Raw genomic sequence first — 16,111 nt, forward strand, 5'->3', positions numbered from 1 at the left:
GCAGCTCCTACAGGGGGATTTGCGGTGGACATAAAAAAGGGAGGCCACTTGGGCCTCCCTTTTTTTATTGCGATTTGCCGTTACAGACTGGCAATCCGCGCATGCTGCTCGGCCAGCTTGCCCAGAGCCTGTTCGGCTTCGGCCAGTTTGGCGCGTTCCTTGTCGATGACTTCGGCCGGAGCCTTGTCAACGAACCCGGCGTTGGACAGCTTGCCACCGACGCGCTGCACTTCGCCTTGCAGGCGCTGGATTTCCTTGTCCAGGCGCGCAAGCTCGGCACCTTTGTCGATCAGGCCAGCCATTGGCACCAGCACTTCCATCTCGCCGACCAGGGCAGTGGCGGACAGCGGTGCTTCTTCGCCAGCAGCCAGCACGGTGATCGATTCCAGGCGCGCCAGCTTCTTCAGCAGGGCTTCGTTCTCGGTCAGGCGACGCTGGTCTTCTGCACTGACGTTCTTCAGGAACAGCGGCAGCGGTTTGCCCGGGCCGATGTTCATCTCGCCACGGATGTTACGCGTGCCGAGCATCAGGCCCTTGAGCCATTCGATGTCGTCTTCGGCGGCCTGGTCGATGCGCGCTTCATTGGCCACTGGCCAAGGTTGCAGCATGATCGTCTTGCCTTCGATACCGGCCAGCGGCGCGACGCGCTGCCAGATTTCTTCGGTGATGAACGGCATGAACGGGTGCGCCAGGCGCAAGGCAACTTCGAGCACGCGAACCAGGGTGCGACGGGTGCCGCGCTGGCGTTCGACCGGGGCGTTTTCGTCCCACAGCACTGGCTTGGACAGTTCCAGGTACCAGTCGCAATACTGGTTCCAGATGAACTCGTACAAGGCTTGCGCGGCCAGGTCGAAACGGAACTGGTCGAGCTGGCGGGTGACTTCGGCTTCGGTGCGTTGCAGCTGCGAAATGATCCAGCGGTCAGCCAGAGAGAGCTCGTAGGCTTCGCCGTTCTGGCCGCAGTCTTCGCCCTTGTCCAGCACGTAGCGCGCGGCGTTCCAGATCTTGTTGCAGAAGTTGCGATAGCCTTCGACGCGGCCCATGTCGAACTTGATGTCGCGACCGGTGGACGCCAGCGAGCAGAAGGTGAAGCGCAGGGCGTCGGTGCCGTAGCTGGCGATACCCTCGGCGAACTCTTCACGGGTCTGCTTCTCGATCTTCTTCGCCAGTTTCGGCTGCATCATGCCGGAGGTGCGTTTCTGCACCAGCTCTTCGAGCTCGATACCGTCGATGATGTCCAGTGGGTCCAGGACGTTGCCCTTGGACTTGGACATCTTCTGGCCTTGGCCATCACGCACCAGGCCGTGCACGTACACGGTCTTGAACGGCACCTGCGGTGTGCCGTCTTCGTTCTTCACCAAATGCATGGTGAGCATGATCATCCGGGCAACCCAGAAGAAAATAATGTCGAAGCCGGTGACCAGGACGTCGGTGGAGTGGAATTTCTTCAGGAATTCGGTCTGTTCCGGCCAGCCGAGCGTGGAGAAGGTCCACAGGCCCGAGCTGAACCAGGTGTCGAGTACGTCGTTGTCCTGTTGCAGCGCGACGTCCGGGCCGAGGTTGTGCTTGGCGCGCACTTCGGCTTCGTCGCGACCGACGTAGACTTTGCCCGACTCGTCGTACCAGGCTGGAATCCGGTGGCCCCACCACAGCTGACGGCTGATGCACCAGTCCTGGATGTCACGCATCCACGAGAAGTACATGTTTTCGTACTGTTTCGGCACGAACTGGATGCGACCGTCCTCGACGGCGGCAATCGCAGGTTCGGCCAACGGCTTGGTGGACACATACCACTGGTCGGTCAGCCACGGCTCGATGATGGTGCCGGAACGGTCGCCTTTCGGTACTTTCAGGGCGTGATCGTCGACGCTGACCAGCAGGCCCGCGGCCTCGAACGCCGCAACGATCTGTTTACGCGCTTCGAAACGGTCCAGGCCGGCATACTCGGCCGGGATCTTGCCGTCGATCGTTTCGTTCAAAGTGCCATCGAGGTTGAACGCCTGAACGGCTGGCAAGACATGGGCGTTCTTGTCGAAGATGTTCAGCAGCGGCAGGTTGTGGCGCTTGCCGACTTCGTAGTCATTGAAATCGTGGGCCGGGGTGATTTTCACGCAGCCGGTGCCGAATTCGGGATCGCAGTAATCGTCGGCGATGATCGGGATGCGGCGGCCGACCAGCGGCAGCTCGACAAATTTACCGATCAGGGCTTTGTAGCGCTCATCGTTCGGGTTAACCGCGACGGCGGAGTCGCCGAGCATGGTTTCCGGGCGGGTGGTCGCGACGATCAGGAACGGGTTGCCTTCAGCGGTCTTGGCGCCATCGGCCAACGGGTACTTCAGGTTCCACAGGAAACCTTTTTCGTCGTGGTTTTCCACTTCAAGGTCGGAAATCGCCGTGTGCAGCTTGGTGTCCCAGTTGACCAGGCGCTTGCCGCGGTAGATCAGGCCATCTTCGTGCAGGCGCACGAACGCTTCCTTCACGGCTTCCGAGAGGCCGTCGTCCATGGTGAAGCGCTCGCGGCTCCAGTCCACGGACGAGCCGAGACGACGGATCTGACGGCTGATATTGCCGCCGGACTGATCCTTCCATTCCCAGACTTTCTCGAGGAATTTGTCGCGGCCCAGGTCGTGGCGATTCTGGCCCTGGGCTTCGAGTTGACGCTCCACCAGCATTTGCGTGGCGATACCGGCGTGGTCGGTACCCGGTTGCCACAGGGTGTTGCGACCCTGCATGCGGCGGAAACGGATCAGGGCGTCCATGATCGCGTTGTTGAAGCCATGTCCCATGTGCAGGCTGCCGGTGACGTTCGGCGGCGGGATCATGATGGTGTAGGACTCGCCCGCGCCTTGCGGGGCGAAGTAATTCTCTGACTCCCAGGTGTTGTACCAGGAAGTTTCAATGGCGTGCGGCTGGTAGGTCTTATCCATGCGCGGCGGGACCCTATTGGCATTAATTCAGGAAAAGCCGACGAGTATAGCGGGGCATCAAGGATAGGGCGAGCAGGTGCAGACAGGCGCAGAGCGAATGTGGGAGCGAGCCTGCTCGCGAAAGCGTTGTGCCAGTCGACTTAAAGGGTGACTGTTACACCGCCTTCGCGAGCAGGCTCGCTCCCACAGGGGGGGGCAGTGTGTGGCTCAGTCGTTGTACTGACTGAGAAGCCGTTCCATGCGCGCGCTGAGGCGGCGTTTGATTTCGGTTTCGATGTGCGGCGCGAAGTCGTCGATCACGTCTTGCATGATCAATTGCGCAGCGGCGCGCAGTTCGCTGTCGAGGTAGAGCAGGGCGTCGGCGTTCTGATTGGCGCTCGGCGCGGGTTCGGCAGCAGGTTTGAGGGGTGTTGGTGCGACGGCCGGCGCGGGTTCGCGGACGGTGTCGAACAACATCGGGATCTGTTCCTGGTCACCTTCCTCGACCGTGTCGGTCAGCAGCGGTGGTTGCAGGTTGTCATCGCCGAGCAGTTGGCGGATCGACTCGAGGTCGTCCAGCAGGTGCGCGGATTGTTGCAGCGGTTTTGGAGTGTCCATCGGAATGCTCAGAGTCGCTGTAAACGGTGATCTTGCAGAGGATAGCCCTGTTCGCGGTAGAAACGGAAACTCTCCCGCGCAGCCGTGCGTATGACCGGATCTTCAACCACCACTTCCGCCACGCGGGCGAAACGCTGGGCAAAGGCCGGTACTTTCAGGTCGAGATTGACCAGCAGGTCCTGATGCGAACCGCAGTCATCGCCAACGCCCAGCACGATCAGGCTGTCGGGCTCATTTTCAGCGGGGCCGTGGGGCACGAAGCTTTCACCCTTGAATGCCCACAGGCGCGCATCGAGATCGTCACGCTGGGCCGCATCGCTGCAATGCAGGTAGACGCGATGGCCCATGCGCCAGGCTTTTTCGGTGAGCTTGCAGGCGAAGTCCAGCCGCGCCGAAGGATCGGCGCTGGGCAGGATATAAAAGTCGACTTTGGTCATTGCGGTTCCTGAGCCCGGGTCGACGTCGCCCAAAAGTGACGTCGCCCCAGGGTCATTGGTTTCAGGCTTTGGCACGGTCCAGCAGGTATTGGGTCAGCAGCGGAACCGGACGACCGGTGGCGCCCTTGTCCTTGCCGCCGCTGGTCCAGGCGGTGCCGGCGATGTCCAGGTGCGCCCAGTTCAGGTTCTTGGTGAAGCGCGACAGGAAGCAAGCCGCGGTGATGGTGCCGGCTTTCGGACCGCCGATGTTGGCGATGTCGGCGAACGGGCTGTCCAGCTGCTCCTGGTACTCATCGAACAGCGGCAGTTGCCAGGCGCGGTCGTCGGCAGCCTTGCCGGCGCTGAGCAGTTGGTCGATCAATTGCTCGTTGTTGCCCAGCAGGCCCGAGGTATGGGAGCCCAGTGCAACCACGCAGGCGCCGGTCAGGGTGGCGATGTCGATCACCGCTTGCGGCTTGAATCGCTCGGAGTAGGTCAGGGCGTCGCACAGCACCAGACGGCCTTCGGCGTCGGTATTGAGGATTTCCACGGTCTGGCCGCTCATGGTGGTAACGATGTCGCCCGGGCGCGAAGCGTTGCCGCTGGGCATGTTCTCGGCGCAAGCCAGGATGCACACCAGGTTGATCGGCAGTTTCAGTTCGAGCACGGCACGCACGGTGCCGAACACGCTGGCGGCGCCGCCCATGTCGTACTTCATTTCATCCATGCCGGCACCCGGCTTGAGGCTGATGCCGCCGGTGTCGAACGTGATGCCCTTACCGACCAGGGCGTAGGGCTTCTCGGACTTCTTGCCACCGTTATATTGCATGACGATCAGGCGTGGCGGTTGGGCGCTGCCCTGGCCGACGGCGTAGAACGAGCCCATGCCCAGGGCCTTGATCTTTTTCTCGTCGAGGACTTCGACTTTCAGGTCCTTGAATTGCTTGCCGAGGTTTTTCGCTTGCTCGCCGAGGAAGGTCGGGTGGCAGATGTTCGGCGGCAGGTTGCCCAGGTCACGGGTAAGCGCCATGCCGTTGGCGATGGCGGTGGCGTGGGTCACGGCGCGTTGCACTTCAGCCTCGGCGGCCTTGATGGTCACCAGGGTGATTTTCTTCAGCGCGCGCGGCTCGGCTTTCTGGCTCTTGAACTGGTCGAACTGGTATTCGCCGTCCACCAGGGTTTCGGCCAGCAGGCGGGTCTTGCCATAGCTGTCGCGGCCCTTGACCACGATTTCGTCCAGGGCCAGCACGGCGTCGCTGCCACCCAGGCCTTTGAGCGTGTTGAGGATGCCGGCAACGATTTTGCGGAACGGGCGGTCACCCAGTTCTTCGTCCTTGCCCACGCCGACCAGCAATACGCGTTCGGCTTTCAGGTTCGGCAGGCTGTGCAGTAACAGGCTCTGGCCAACCTTGCCGGCCAGGTCGCCGCGCTTGAGTACGGCACTGATGGCGCCAGCGCTGAGTTCGTCGAGCTGTTTGGCAACGGCGCCGAGCTTGCGGCCCTCGCCGACGGCAACCACCAGCGTGGCGGTTTTCAACGTTTGCGGGTTGACGCTTTTTACAACCAGTTCCATGTCCGGATCCCTGAATTGATGGTCAATAGCAAGCGCTGGACAAGGTATGGGCAGCGCTTGCTTATAAATAGAAAGGCGCCAGGATCGACCGGCGACGAAGGCGGCAGTTTGAACCTCGCCAGCGGCGCCTGACAACCCTCGGTTGTAGATTGTGGGAGCAGCCGGTCGACGCTCGACTGCTCGCGAAGAACCTGAGGCCGCCGAGGGGCTTTAGACTTCCCGCGTTATCGTTGACGACCATCGTCGGATCGCCGCCCGGAGCGCTCGCTCCTACAGTCCTCCCCATGCATTGCGCAGTGACAGGCGCACCCAATCACAGGATAATGCGCAATCTTTTTTTCGGCGGCCCTGCCTTGCGGGCTGTCTGACGTGTTTGCTTGTTTGGCCGCCATAGCCTGACAACCCTGGAGTGTCTGGTTTGATCGTCTTTCGTTATCTATCCCGCGAAGTCCTGTTGACCTTGAGTGCCGTCAGTGCGGTGCTGCTGGTCATCATCATGAGTGGACGCTTCATCAAGTACCTCGCGCAGGCCGCTTCGGGTCAACTGGATCCGGGCTCACTGTTCCTCATCATGGGTTTTCGCCTGCCGGGATTCCTGCAACTGATCCTGCCGCTGGGCCTGTTTCTCGGGATACTGCTGGCCTACGGCCGCCTGTACCTTGAGAGCGAGATGACCGTGCTGTCGGCCACGGGCATGAGCCAGCAACGCCTGTTTCGCATGACCCTGTTTCCGGCCACCCTGGTTGCGCTGGTCGTTGCCTGGTTGAGCCTGAGCCTGGCGCCACAAGGCGCCAATCAGTTCCAGCTGCTGCTGAACAAGCAGGACGCCCTGACCGAGTTCGACACCCTGGAGCCTGGCCGTTTCCAGGCCCTGCGCGATGGCACGCGGGTGACCTATACCGAGCAGTTGTCTGATGACCGCGTCCATCTGGCGGGGGTCTTCATCTCGCAAAAGAACCTCGGTTCCGACAACAAGGATCGCGGGATCTCCGTGCTGGTGGCGGAAAAAGGCCGCCAGGAAATCCGCCCCGACGGTAACCGCTACCTGATCCTCGATAACGGCTACCGCTATGACGGCAATCCGGGGCAGGCCGATTACCGGGCGATCAAGTACGACGAATACGGCGTGTTGCTGCCCAAGCCGGACGTCAGCGACGAAGTGACCGACCGTGACGCGATGCCCACGAGCTCCTTGCTGGGTAGCGATGACCTGCGTTCGCGCACCGAGCTGCAATGGCGCCTGTCCCTGCCGCTGCTGGTGTTCATCGTCACCTTGATGGCGGTGCCGTTGTCGCGGGTCAACCCGCGCCAGGGGCGTTTCCTCAAGTTGTTGCCGGCAATCCTTCTTTATATGGCCTACCTGACTATCCTGATTGCCGCTCGCGGTGCGCTTGAAAAAGGCAAGATCCCACCAGCGCTGGGCTTATGGTGGGTGCATGGGATATTCCTGGCCATTGGCCTGGGTCTGCTCTATTGGGAGCCTTTGCGCTTGAAGATGGCGAGTCGCCGCAGTGCGCTGGAGGTGGCCCGTGGTTAAGCTCGACCGCTACATCGGCAGCAGTGTGTTCATGGCGATCCTGGCGGTATTGGGGATTATTCTCGGCCTGGCCACGTTGTTTGCGTTCATCGACGAGATGGGCGATGCCAGTGATACCTATACATTGCTCGACGTCATGAGCTACGTGCTGCTGACGGCACCACGCCGGCTCTACGACATGCTGCCGATGGCAGCCTTGATCGGTTGCCTGATCGGTCTCGGCAGCCTGGCCAGCAACAGTGAACTGACCATCATGCGTGCGGCTGGCGTGTCCATCGGGCGGATCGTCTGGGCGGTCATGAAGCCGATGCTGGTGCTGATGGTGGTGGGAGTGCTGATTGGCGAATACGTCGCGCCGGCGACTGAAAGCACCGCCCAGGCCAACCGCTCGCTGGCCCAGGGCAGTGGCGATGCGCAAAGCGCCAAACACGGTTTGTGGCATCGCCAGGGTGACGAATTCATCCACGTCAACTCCGTACAACCCAATGGCCTGCTGTACGGCGTGACCCGCTACCACTTCGACAAGGAGCGGCACATGCTGTCGGCGAGCTTCGCCAAGCGCGCCGAGTTCGACAAGGATCACTGGCAGTTGTCCGATGTCACCACCACGGTGTTCCACGAAAGGAACACTGAAGTGGTGAGCGCCCCGGTCGAGCGCTGGGATGTGGCATTGAGCCCGCAGTTGCTGAGCACCGTGGTCATGGCGCCGGAATCGCTGTCGATCTCGGGGCTGTGGGGCTATATCCACTATCTGGCTGAGCAGGGGCTGAACAATGGCCGTTACTGGCTGGCATTTTGGGTCAAGGTGTTGCAGCCGCTGGTTACCGCTGCCCTGGTGCTGATGGCGATCTCCTTCATCTTTGGTCCGTTGCGCTCGGTGACCCTCGGTCAGCGGGTATTTACCGGTGTGCTGGTCGGTTTCACCTTCCGCATTGCCCAGGATTTGTTGGGGCCTTCAAGCCTGGTCTTCGGTTTTTCGCCACTGTTTGCGGTGCTCGTGCCAGCCGGTGTCTGTGCCCTGGCGGGGCTGTGGTTGCTGCGTCGCGCCGGTTGATGGCGACTTGTTCATCGCTTCGCTGCTGATAAAAAACGCCCCTGTCACAAGACCGGGGCGTTTTTGTACGGGCCGTCTGGCCTGCAAACGTGACGCTTGCGCCGTGGATCAGGTACAATTCCCGGCTATTTTTCGGCGGGCTATGCCTGCAGCCTTTTTGAGTGTTGATCCGTGAGTGATTTGAGTCATATCCGCAATTTCTCCATCATCGCCCACATTGACCATGGCAAGTCGACGCTGGCCGATCGCTTCATCCAGATGTGCGGCGGCCTGGCCGAGCGTGAAATGGAAGCCCAGGTACTGGATTCCATGGATCTTGAGCGCGAGCGCGGGATCACCATCAAGGCGCACAGCGTCACGCTTTACTACAAGGCTCGTGATGGCGTCACTTACCAGCTGAATTTCATCGATACTCCAGGTCACGTTGACTTCACCTATGAGGTGAGCCGATCGCTGGCCGCCTGTGAAGGCGCGCTGCTGGTGGTCGATGCCGGTCAAGGCGTTGAGGCGCAGTCGGTTGCCAACTGCTACACGGCGATCGAACAGGGCCTGGAAGTGATGCCGGTGCTGAACAAGATCGACCTGCCACAGGCTGATCCGGACCGCGTAAAAGAAGAAATCGAAAAAATCATCGGCATCGATGCCACCGACGCGGTCACTTGCTCTGCCAAGACCGGCCTGGGCGTCGATGAGGTGTTGGAGCGTCTGGTTACCACCATTCCTGCACCCACCGGCAACATCGAAGATCCGCTGCAAGCGTTGATCATCGACTCCTGGTTCGACAACTACCTGGGCGTCGTGTCCCTGGTGCGCGTGCGTCACGGCCGCGTGAAGAAGGGTGACAAGATCCTGGTCAAGTCCACCGGCAAGATCCACCTGGTGGACAGCGTCGGTGTATTCAACCCGAAACACACCCCTACCGCTGACCTGAAGGCCGGCGAAGTGGGCTTCATCATCGCCAGCATCAAGGACATTCACGGTGCCCCCGTGGGCGACACCCTGACCTTGAGTTCGACGCCGGACGTCGATGTGCTGCCAGGTTTCAAGCGCATCCAGCCGCAGGTCTATGCCGGTCTGTTCCCGGTCAGCTCCGACGACTTCGAAGATTTCCGTGAGGCCCTGCAAAAGCTCACCCTGAATGATTCGTCGCTGCAGTACACCCCGGAAAGCTCTGACGCCCTGGGCTTCGGCTTCCGTTGCGGGTTCCTCGGCATGCTGCACATGGAAATCATCCAGGAGCGCCTGGAGCGCGAGTATGACCTGGACCTGATCACCACGGCACCGACGGTAATCTTCGAGCTGCTGCTCAAGACCGGTGAGACGATCTACGTCGATAACCCGTCGAAGTTGCCGGACCTGTCTTCCATCGAGGACATGCGCGAGCCGATCGTGCGCGCCAATATCCTTGTGCCGCAAGAGCACTTGGGTAACGTCATTACGTTGTGCATCGAAAAACGTGGTGTGCAGGTCGACATGCTGTTCCTGGGCTCCCAGGTACAAGTGACCTACGACTTGCCGATGAACGAAGTGGTCCTGGACTTCTTCGATCGCCTGAAATCCACCAGTCGCGGCTATGCTTCGCTGGATTACCATTTCGATCGTTACCAATCGGCTAGTCTGGTGAAACTGGACGTGCTGATCAACGGCGACAAGGTCGACGCGCTGGCGTTGATCGTGCACCGTGACAATGCGCACTACAAAGGTCGCCAGTTGACCGAGAAGATGAAAGAACTGATTCCGCGGCAGATGTTCGACGTGGCAATCCAGGCCGCCATTGGCGGGCAGATTGTGGCGCGTACAACCGTCAAGGCGCTCAGAAAGAACGTATTGGCCAAATGCTACGGCGGTGACGTCAGCCGTAAGAAAAAGCTGCTGGAAAAGCAAAAGGCCGGTAAAAAACGCATGAAGCAGGTCGGCAACGTGGAAATTCCACAAGAAGCCTTCCTTGCCGTGCTCAGGTTGGATAGTTAGGTCCTATGTCACTAAATTTCCCGCTGTTGCTGGTCATCGCCGTATTCGTCTGCGGCCTGTTGGCGTTGCTTGATCTGTTGATCCTGGCGCCGCGTCGGCGTGCCGCCATCGCCTCCTATCAGGGCAGCGTCAGCCAGCCTGATGGGGTGGTGATCGAGAAACTGGGCAAGGAACCGTTGCTGGTCGAATACGGCAAGTCGTTCTTCCCGGTGCTGTTCATCGTACTGGTGCTGCGTTCGTTCCTGGTGGAACCGTTCCAGATCCCATCGGGCTCGATGAAACCGACCCTGGACGTCGGCGACTTCATTCTGGTGAGCAAGTTTTCCTACGGGATTCGCTTGCCGGTGATCGACAAGAAAATCATCGAAGTCGGTGAGCCACAGCGTGGCGATGTGATGGTGTTCCGCTATCCGAGTGATCCGAACGTCAACTACATCAAGCGTGTAGTGGGGCTGCCGGGCGATACGGTGCGGTACACCGCTGACAAGCGTCTGTTCGTCAACGGTGAGTCGATTGCCGAAAAGCTGGTCGGCTCCGAGCCGGGCACGCTGGGCAGTGCCGAGCTCTACAAGGAAAAACTCGGTGTCGCCGAGCACTTGATCCGCAAGGAAATGAGTCGCTATCGCGCAACACCGGACCGTACATGGACAGTGCCTGCCGGGCACTACTTCATGATGGGCGACAACCGCGACAACTCCAACGACAGTCGCTACTGGGATGATCCAGCCATTCCCAAGGATCTGCTGGGCATGGTTCCCGACAAGAATATCGTCGGCAAAGCCTTCGCGGTCTGGATGAGCTGGCCGGAACCCAAACTCAGTCACCTGCCGAATTTCTCGCGGGTTGGCCTGATCCAGTAATCAAGCACGGCGCTGTTGAACACAGCGCCGAATGCATTTCTGGAGTCGGCACAATCGGCGACAGAGGCATGAAAACAACGATATTCAGGACGTTATTTTTGAACACAGCGTTAATTGTCCCAGGCCTGCGCCGACTCCCGGCGATGGCGGTGGAATCCAACCACGAACTCAGCGTGGGTAAACCGTGAGCGTCTCCTTAAGCCGTCTCGAGCGTCAGCTCGGCTATACCTTCAAGGATCAGGAACTGATGGTCCTGGCCCTGACTCACCGCAGTTTTGCCGGGCGTAACAACGAACGCCTGGAATTCCTCGGTGATGCCATCCTCAACTTCGTTGCTGGCGAGGCGCTGTTCGATCGCTTCCCGCTGGCCCGCGAAGGCCAGTTGTCGCGTTTGCGTGCACGCCTGGTCAAAGGTGAGACCCTGGCCGTACTGGCCCGTGGTTTCGATCTGGGCGAGTACCTGCGCCTGGGCTCCGGCGAACTGAAAAGCGGCGGTTTTCGTCGCGAGTCGATTCTGGCCGATGCCCTGGAAGCGCTGATTGGCGCGATCTACCTGGACGCCGGCATGGAAGTGGCGCGCGAGCGCGTGCTGGCCTGGCTGGCTGGGGAGTTCGAAGGCCTGACGCTGGTCGACACCAACAAAGATCCAAAAACCCGCCTGCAGGAATTCCTGCAGTCCCGTGGTTGCGAGCTGCCGCGTTACGAAGTGGTGGATATCCAGGGTGAACCGCATTGCCGGACGTTCTTCGTCGAATGTGAAATCATCCTATTGAATGAAAAAAGCCGAGGTCAGGGTGTGAGCCGTCGTATTGCCGAACAGGTAGCGGCCGCCGCAGCACTGATTGCCCTGGGTGTGGAGAATGGCAATGACTGATACAAACGCAACGCGCTGTGGCTATGTTGCCATCGTCGGCCGTCCGAACGTGGGCAAGTCCACGCTGCTCAACCACATCCTCGGCCAAAAGCTGGCGATCACCTCGCGCAAGCCGCAAACCACCCGTCACAACATGCTCGGCATCAAGACCGAGGGTGATGTGCAGGCGATCTACGTCGATACGCCCGGTATGCACAAGGGCGGCGAAAAGGCCTTGAACCGCTACATGAACAAGACTGCCTCGGCGGCATTGAAAGACGTCGACGTGGTGATCTTCGTGGTGGATCGCACCAAGTGGACCGACGAAGACCAGATGGTCCTCGAGCGCGTGCAATACGTGACCGGCCCGCTGATCGTTGCGCTGAACAAGACCGATCGCATCGAAGACAAGGCCGAGCTGATGCCGCACCTGAGCTGGTTGCAGGAGCAGTTGCCGAACGCACAGATCATCCCGATTTCGGCGCAGCACGGGCACAACCTCGACGCGCTGGAAAAAGTCATCGCTGATCATCTGCCGGAAAACGATCACTTCTTCCCGGAAGACCAGATTACCGACCGCAGCAGCCGTTTCCTCGCCGCCGAGCTGGTACGCGAAAAAATCATGCGCCAGTTGGGCGCCGAGCTGCCGTACCAGATCACCGTCGAAATCGAAGAGTTCAAGCAGCAGGGCAAGACCCTGCATATCCATGCCTTGATCCTCGTCGAGCGTGATGGCCAGAAGAAGATCATCATTGGCGACAAGGGCGAGCGCATCAAGCGCATCGGCACTGAAGCGCGCAAGGACATGGAGCTGTTGTTCGACTCCAAGATCATGCTCAACCTGTGGGTCAAGGTGAAGGGCGGCTGGTCCGACGACGAGCGTGCCTTGCGTTCGCTGGGTTACGGCGACCTGTAAGACTGCATAACGATCCACTGTGGGAGCGAGCCTGCTCGCGAAGAGGATGTAACATTCAGCATTGATGTTGACTGTTCCACCGCTTTCGCGAACAGGTTCGCTCCCACAGTGGTTTTGGGTTGTCAGCAAAATCGCGATCCATCATTGAGAGCTCCATGTCCCAACCCATCCCCCAACCCGCCTACGTCCTCCATTCCCGTGCCTACCGCGAAAACAGCGCCTTGGTGGACTTCCTCACGCCGCAAGGTCGGCTGCGGGCGGTATTGCGCAGTGCGCGGGGCAAGGCCGGGACGCTGGCGCGGCCGTTCGTGCCGCTGGAGGTCGAGTTTCGCGGTCGTGGCGAGCTGAAAAATGTTGGGCGCATGGAGAGCGCCGGCATCGCCACCTGGCTCAACGGTGAGGCACTGTTCAGCGGTCTTTATCTCAATGAGCTGTTGATTCGCCTGCTACCCGCCGAAGACCCTTTCCCTTCGGTGTTCGATCACTACGCCGCGACCTTGCTCGCCCTGGCCGAAGGTCGGGCGTTGGAGCCGTTACTGCGTTCGTTCGAATGGCGCTTGCTGGATGACCTGGGCTACGGCTTTTCATTGACTACCGATATCCACGACGAACCCGTTGCGCCAGACGGTCTCTACCGTTTGCAGGTGGATGCGGGGCTGGAGCGGGTCTATCTGCTGCAGCCCGGTTTGTTCAACGGCGCCGAATTGCTGGCCATGGCTGAAGCTGACTGGAGTGCCCCTGGTGCATTGTCAGCGGCCAAGCGTTTGATGCGCCAGGCACTGGCTGTTCACTTGGGCGGTCGTCCACTGGTCAGTCGCGAGCTGTTTCGCAAGCCGTAGTCTCCCCGTATGCTGTGCACCGAACTTTTTCTTATTCTGGAGCGCTTCCGTGACCACCAGCACCCGCATTCTTCTTGGCGTGAACATCGACCACGTTGCCACCCTGCGTCAGGCCCGGGGCACGCGCTACCCGGATCCGGTCAAGGCGGCACTGGATGCGGAAGAGGCGGGCGCGGATGGCATCACCGTGCACCTGCGCGAAGACCGCCGGCACATCCAGGAGCGCGACGTGCTGGTGCTCAAGGACGTGCTGCAAACCCGCATGAACTTCGAAATGGGCGTCACCGAAGAAATGATGCAATTCGCCGAGCGCATCCGTCCGGCGCATATCTGCCTGGTGCCGGAAACCCGCCAGGAGCTGACCACCGAAGGTGGGCTGGACGTGGCGGGGCAGGAGGCGCGGATCAAGGCTGCTGTGGAGCGCCTGTCGAGGATTGGCTCCGAAGTGTCGCTGTTCATCGATGCCGACGAACGGCAAATCGCAGCATCGCGTCGCGTCGGTGCGCCAGCCATCGAACTGCACACCGGTCGTTATGCCGATGCCGAGACGCCGACCGAAGTGGCTGAAGAGCTCAAGCGCGTCGCCGACGGCGTAGCGTTCGGCCTGGCGCAGGGCCTGATCGTCAATGCCGGCCACGGTCTGCACTATCACAACGTCGAGGCGGTGGCCGCGATCAAGGGCATCAACGAACTGAACATCGGCCATGCGCTGGTAGCCCATGCGTTGTTCGTGGGCTTCAAGTCGGCGGTTTCGGAGATGAAGGCGCTGATTCTGGCGGCTGCCCGGTAGGAGCGAGCATGCTCGCGAAAAACCTGAGGGCGCCGCGGGGCATCAGGTTTTTCGCGTCATCATTGACGACCATCGCGAGCAAGCCGGCTCCCACATTTGATTGAGGTGTCTGTTAAAGCGGGGCAGGTTCCTGGGCCGGCTTGGTCTTGTCGATGCCCGGCACATGCAGGTTGCCCTCGGCGACCTGATCGCCTTCAAGCTGCGGCTGCGTTACCCAGGTCAGGATGTCGTAGTAGCGACGGATGTTCGCCACGAAATGCACGGGCTCGCCGCCACGGGCGTAGCCGTAACGGGTTTTGCTGTACCACTTCTTCTCGGACAGGCGCGGCAGGATTTTTTTCACGTCCAGCCATTTGTCGGGATTCAACCCTTCCTTGGCCGCCAGCTTGCGGGCGTCATCAAGGTGACCGCTGCCGACGTTGTAGGCGGCCAGGGCAAACCAGGTGCGATCCGGTTCCTGGATCGACTCGTCGAGCTGATCCTTTATGTAGGCCAGGTACTTGGCGCCGCCCATGATGCTCTGCTTGGGATCGAGGCGGTTGGACACGCCCATGGCTTGCGCGGTGTTCTGGGTCAGCATCATCAGGCCGCGCACACCGGTCTTGGACGTCACGGTCGGTTGCCACAGGGACTCCTGATAACCGATCGCCGCCAGCAGGCGCCAGTCGACCTGTTCTTTCTTGGCGTAGGCCTTGAAGTGCGGTTCGTACTTGGGCAGGCGCTGCTGCAAGTGCTGGGCGAACGTGGTCGCGCCCATGTAGCCGAGTACATCGACATGCCCGTAATAACGGTCCTTCAGGCGTTGCAGGGTGCCGTTTTTCTTGACCTTGTCCAGATACTCGTTGATCTCGTTGAGCAGGCTGTTGTCGTCGCCCGGCGCCACGGCCCAGCTCTGGTTGCTGGCGTCACCCAGGTCGAAGGCAACGCGGATGTTGGTGAAGTACACCTGGTTCATCGCGACTTCATTGGAGTCTACCAATGTCAGATCGATCTGACCTTCGTCGACCATGCGCAGGAGATCCACGACCTCGACCGCGTCGGATTCTTCGTATTCGATACCGGGAAATTTCTGTTTCAGCTGTGCGAGCTGCTCGGCATGGGTGCTGCCCTTGAGCACCATGATCTTCTTGCCGACCAGGTCTTTCGCGTCGGTAGGACGCGACTTGCCGTTGCGGTAGATGACCTGTGGGGTGACTTCCAGGTAGGGATGGGAGAACCGCACCTGTTTTTTGCGTGCTTCGCTGCTGACCAGGCCGGCAGCCGCCAGGACCGGGCCATTGGGCTTGCCCACCTGATTGAACAGGTCGTCGAGGTTGTCGGCCGTCTCGATCTTGAGATCGACCCCCAGATCGTCGGCGAAGCGCTTCACCAGCTCGTATTCGAAGCCGGTTTCACCGTTGCGATCCTGAAAGTAGGTGGCGGGGCTGTTACGGGTAACCACCCGCAGCACACCATCCTCCTTTACGCGCTCCAGTGTGTTGGGTTTATCAACACAGCCACTGAGCATCAGGAAGAGTCCGGTTGCGATCAGCCATTTGGCGTACCGCGGACGCAAAGCCGTTGGGGAAAACATTTGCGCAGTATACGCAAAGGACCACGAGCGCCATATCTCGACAGCAACAGGGTAGTCTGCTAGAGATCGCAAAAGCGGCCAGAACCCCACTGGAACGGGCCTTTTCAGCATTTTGATACAGTAAAAATAAGCTGTCGTCACCCGGCGGGTTAACCTGACTTTCGGGGCAGAAACACAGATCGGCACTCGAGTGCAACCGTGCGTA

The 16,111-nt window shown here is 60.3% G+C and carries 13 protein-coding genes; 8 read left to right on the forward strand and 5 right to left on the reverse strand.

Annotated elements, in window-relative coordinates:
- Positions 1–80 precede the first annotated feature (80 nt).
- From PG5_RS22580 to PG5_RS22595, 4 genes are all read right to left on the reverse strand, one after another.
- On the reverse strand, positions 81–2,927 hold the full coding sequence (locus PG5_RS22580) for a valine--tRNA ligase (RefSeq protein ID WP_020799449.1): 2,847 nt from the start codon (positions 2,925–2,927) through the stop codon (positions 81–83).
- Positions 2,928–3,134: 207 nt separating this feature from the next.
- Positions 3,135–3,524: a hypothetical protein gene (locus PG5_RS22585; protein ID WP_020799450.1), complete on the reverse strand. Its 390-nt coding sequence runs from the start codon at positions 3,522–3,524 to the stop codon at positions 3,135–3,137.
- Positions 3,525–3,532: 8 nt separating this feature from the next.
- Entirely contained in the window at positions 3,533–3,961 is a 429-nt protein-coding gene (locus tag PG5_RS22590) for a DNA polymerase III subunit chi (RefSeq protein ID WP_020799451.1), read from the reverse strand.
- 61 nt (positions 3,962–4,022) lie between these two features.
- Positions 4,023–5,513 carry a leucyl aminopeptidase gene (locus PG5_RS22595; protein ID WP_020799452.1) on the reverse strand — a complete coding sequence of 497 codons (1,491 nt, stop codon included), beginning with the start codon at positions 5,511–5,513 and terminating at the stop codon, positions 4,023–4,025.
- Between the two features lie 418 nt (positions 5,514–5,931).
- Here PG5_RS22595 and lptF point away from each other — a divergent pair, with 418 nt between their 5' ends.
- The 8 genes from lptF (at position 5,932) to pdxJ (ending at position 14,333) form a co-directional block, all read left to right on the forward strand.
- A complete protein-coding gene (gene lptF, locus PG5_RS22600) occupies positions 5,932–7,050 on the forward strand; it encodes an LPS export ABC transporter permease LptF (RefSeq protein WP_020799454.1) in 1,119 nt (372 codons plus the stop codon).
- Positions 7,043–8,104 (forward strand): LPS export ABC transporter permease LptG, encoded by a 1,062-nt coding sequence (gene lptG / locus PG5_RS22605; protein WP_020799455.1) that lies wholly within the window; start codon positions 7,043–7,045, stop codon positions 8,102–8,104. The genes lptF and lptG overlap by 8 nt, the downstream gene beginning before the upstream one ends.
- Positions 8,105–8,275: 171 nt before the next feature.
- Positions 8,276–10,075, forward strand: coding sequence for a translation elongation factor 4 (gene lepA, locus PG5_RS22610; RefSeq protein WP_020799456.1), 1,800 nt, complete (start codon positions 8,276–8,278; stop codon positions 10,073–10,075).
- Positions 10,076–10,080: 5 nt separating this feature from the next.
- Entirely contained in the window at positions 10,081–10,935 is an 855-nt protein-coding gene (gene lepB, locus PG5_RS22615) for a signal peptidase I (RefSeq protein WP_020799457.1), read from the forward strand.
- Between the two features lie 184 nt (positions 10,936–11,119).
- On the forward strand, positions 11,120–11,809 hold the full coding sequence (gene rnc / locus PG5_RS22620; RefSeq protein WP_018927089.1) for a ribonuclease III: 690 nt from the start codon (positions 11,120–11,122) through the stop codon (positions 11,807–11,809).
- The gene (gene era / locus PG5_RS22625; protein ID WP_020799458.1) at positions 11,802–12,704 is read left to right on the forward strand and encodes a GTPase Era; all 903 of its coding nucleotides are present in this window, start codon (positions 11,802–11,804) and stop codon (positions 12,702–12,704) included. The genes rnc and era overlap by 8 nt, the downstream gene beginning before the upstream one ends.
- Positions 12,705–12,859: 155 nt before the next feature.
- Positions 12,860–13,543: a DNA repair protein RecO gene (gene recO / locus PG5_RS22630; RefSeq protein ID WP_020799459.1), complete on the forward strand. Its 684-nt coding sequence runs from the start codon at positions 12,860–12,862 to the stop codon at positions 13,541–13,543.
- Positions 13,544–13,592: 49 nt separating this feature from the next.
- Positions 13,593–14,333: a pyridoxine 5'-phosphate synthase gene (gene pdxJ, locus PG5_RS22635; protein ID WP_020799460.1), complete on the forward strand. Its 741-nt coding sequence runs from the start codon at positions 13,593–13,595 to the stop codon at positions 14,331–14,333.
- 112 nt (positions 14,334–14,445) lie between these two features.
- Here the strand turns inward: pdxJ and mltF are convergent, their stop codons facing one another.
- On the reverse strand, positions 14,446–15,906 hold the full coding sequence (gene mltF, locus PG5_RS22640; RefSeq protein WP_020799461.1) for a membrane-bound lytic murein transglycosylase MltF: 1,461 nt from the start codon (positions 15,904–15,906) through the stop codon (positions 14,446–14,448).
- Positions 15,907–16,111 lie beyond the last annotated feature (205 nt).

The sequence above is a fragment of the Pseudomonas sp. G5(2012) genome (assembly GCF_000408945.1).
In the GTDB taxonomy this organism is placed as follows: Bacteria; Pseudomonadota; Gammaproteobacteria; order Pseudomonadales; family Pseudomonadaceae; genus Aquipseudomonas; species Aquipseudomonas umsongensis.

Coding starts and splice junctions, on each gene's coding strand:
- PG5_RS22580 (WP_020799449.1), bottom strand. CDS start 2,927: ATGGATAAGACCTACCAGCCGCACGCCATTGAAACTTCCTGGTACAAC.
- PG5_RS22585 (WP_020799450.1), bottom strand. CDS start 3,524: ATGGACACTCCAAAACCGCTGCAACAATCCGCGCACCTGCTGGACGAC.
- PG5_RS22590 (WP_020799451.1), bottom strand. CDS start 3,961: ATGACCAAAGTCGACTTTTATATCCTGCCCAGCGCCGATCCTTCGGCG.
- PG5_RS22595 (WP_020799452.1), bottom strand. CDS start 5,513: ATGGAACTGGTTGTAAAAAGCGTCAACCCGCAAACGTTGAAAACCGCC.
- lepB (WP_020799457.1), top strand. CDS start 10,081: ATGTCACTAAATTTCCCGCTGTTGCTGGTCATCGCCGTATTCGTCTGC.
- era (WP_020799458.1), top strand. CDS start 11,802: ATGACTGATACAAACGCAACGCGCTGTGGCTATGTTGCCATCGTCGGC.
- recO (WP_020799459.1), top strand. CDS start 12,860: ATGTCCCAACCCATCCCCCAACCCGCCTACGTCCTCCATTCCCGTGCC.
- mltF (WP_020799461.1), bottom strand. CDS start 15,906: ATGTTTTCCCCAACGGCTTTGCGTCCGCGGTACGCCAAATGGCTGATC.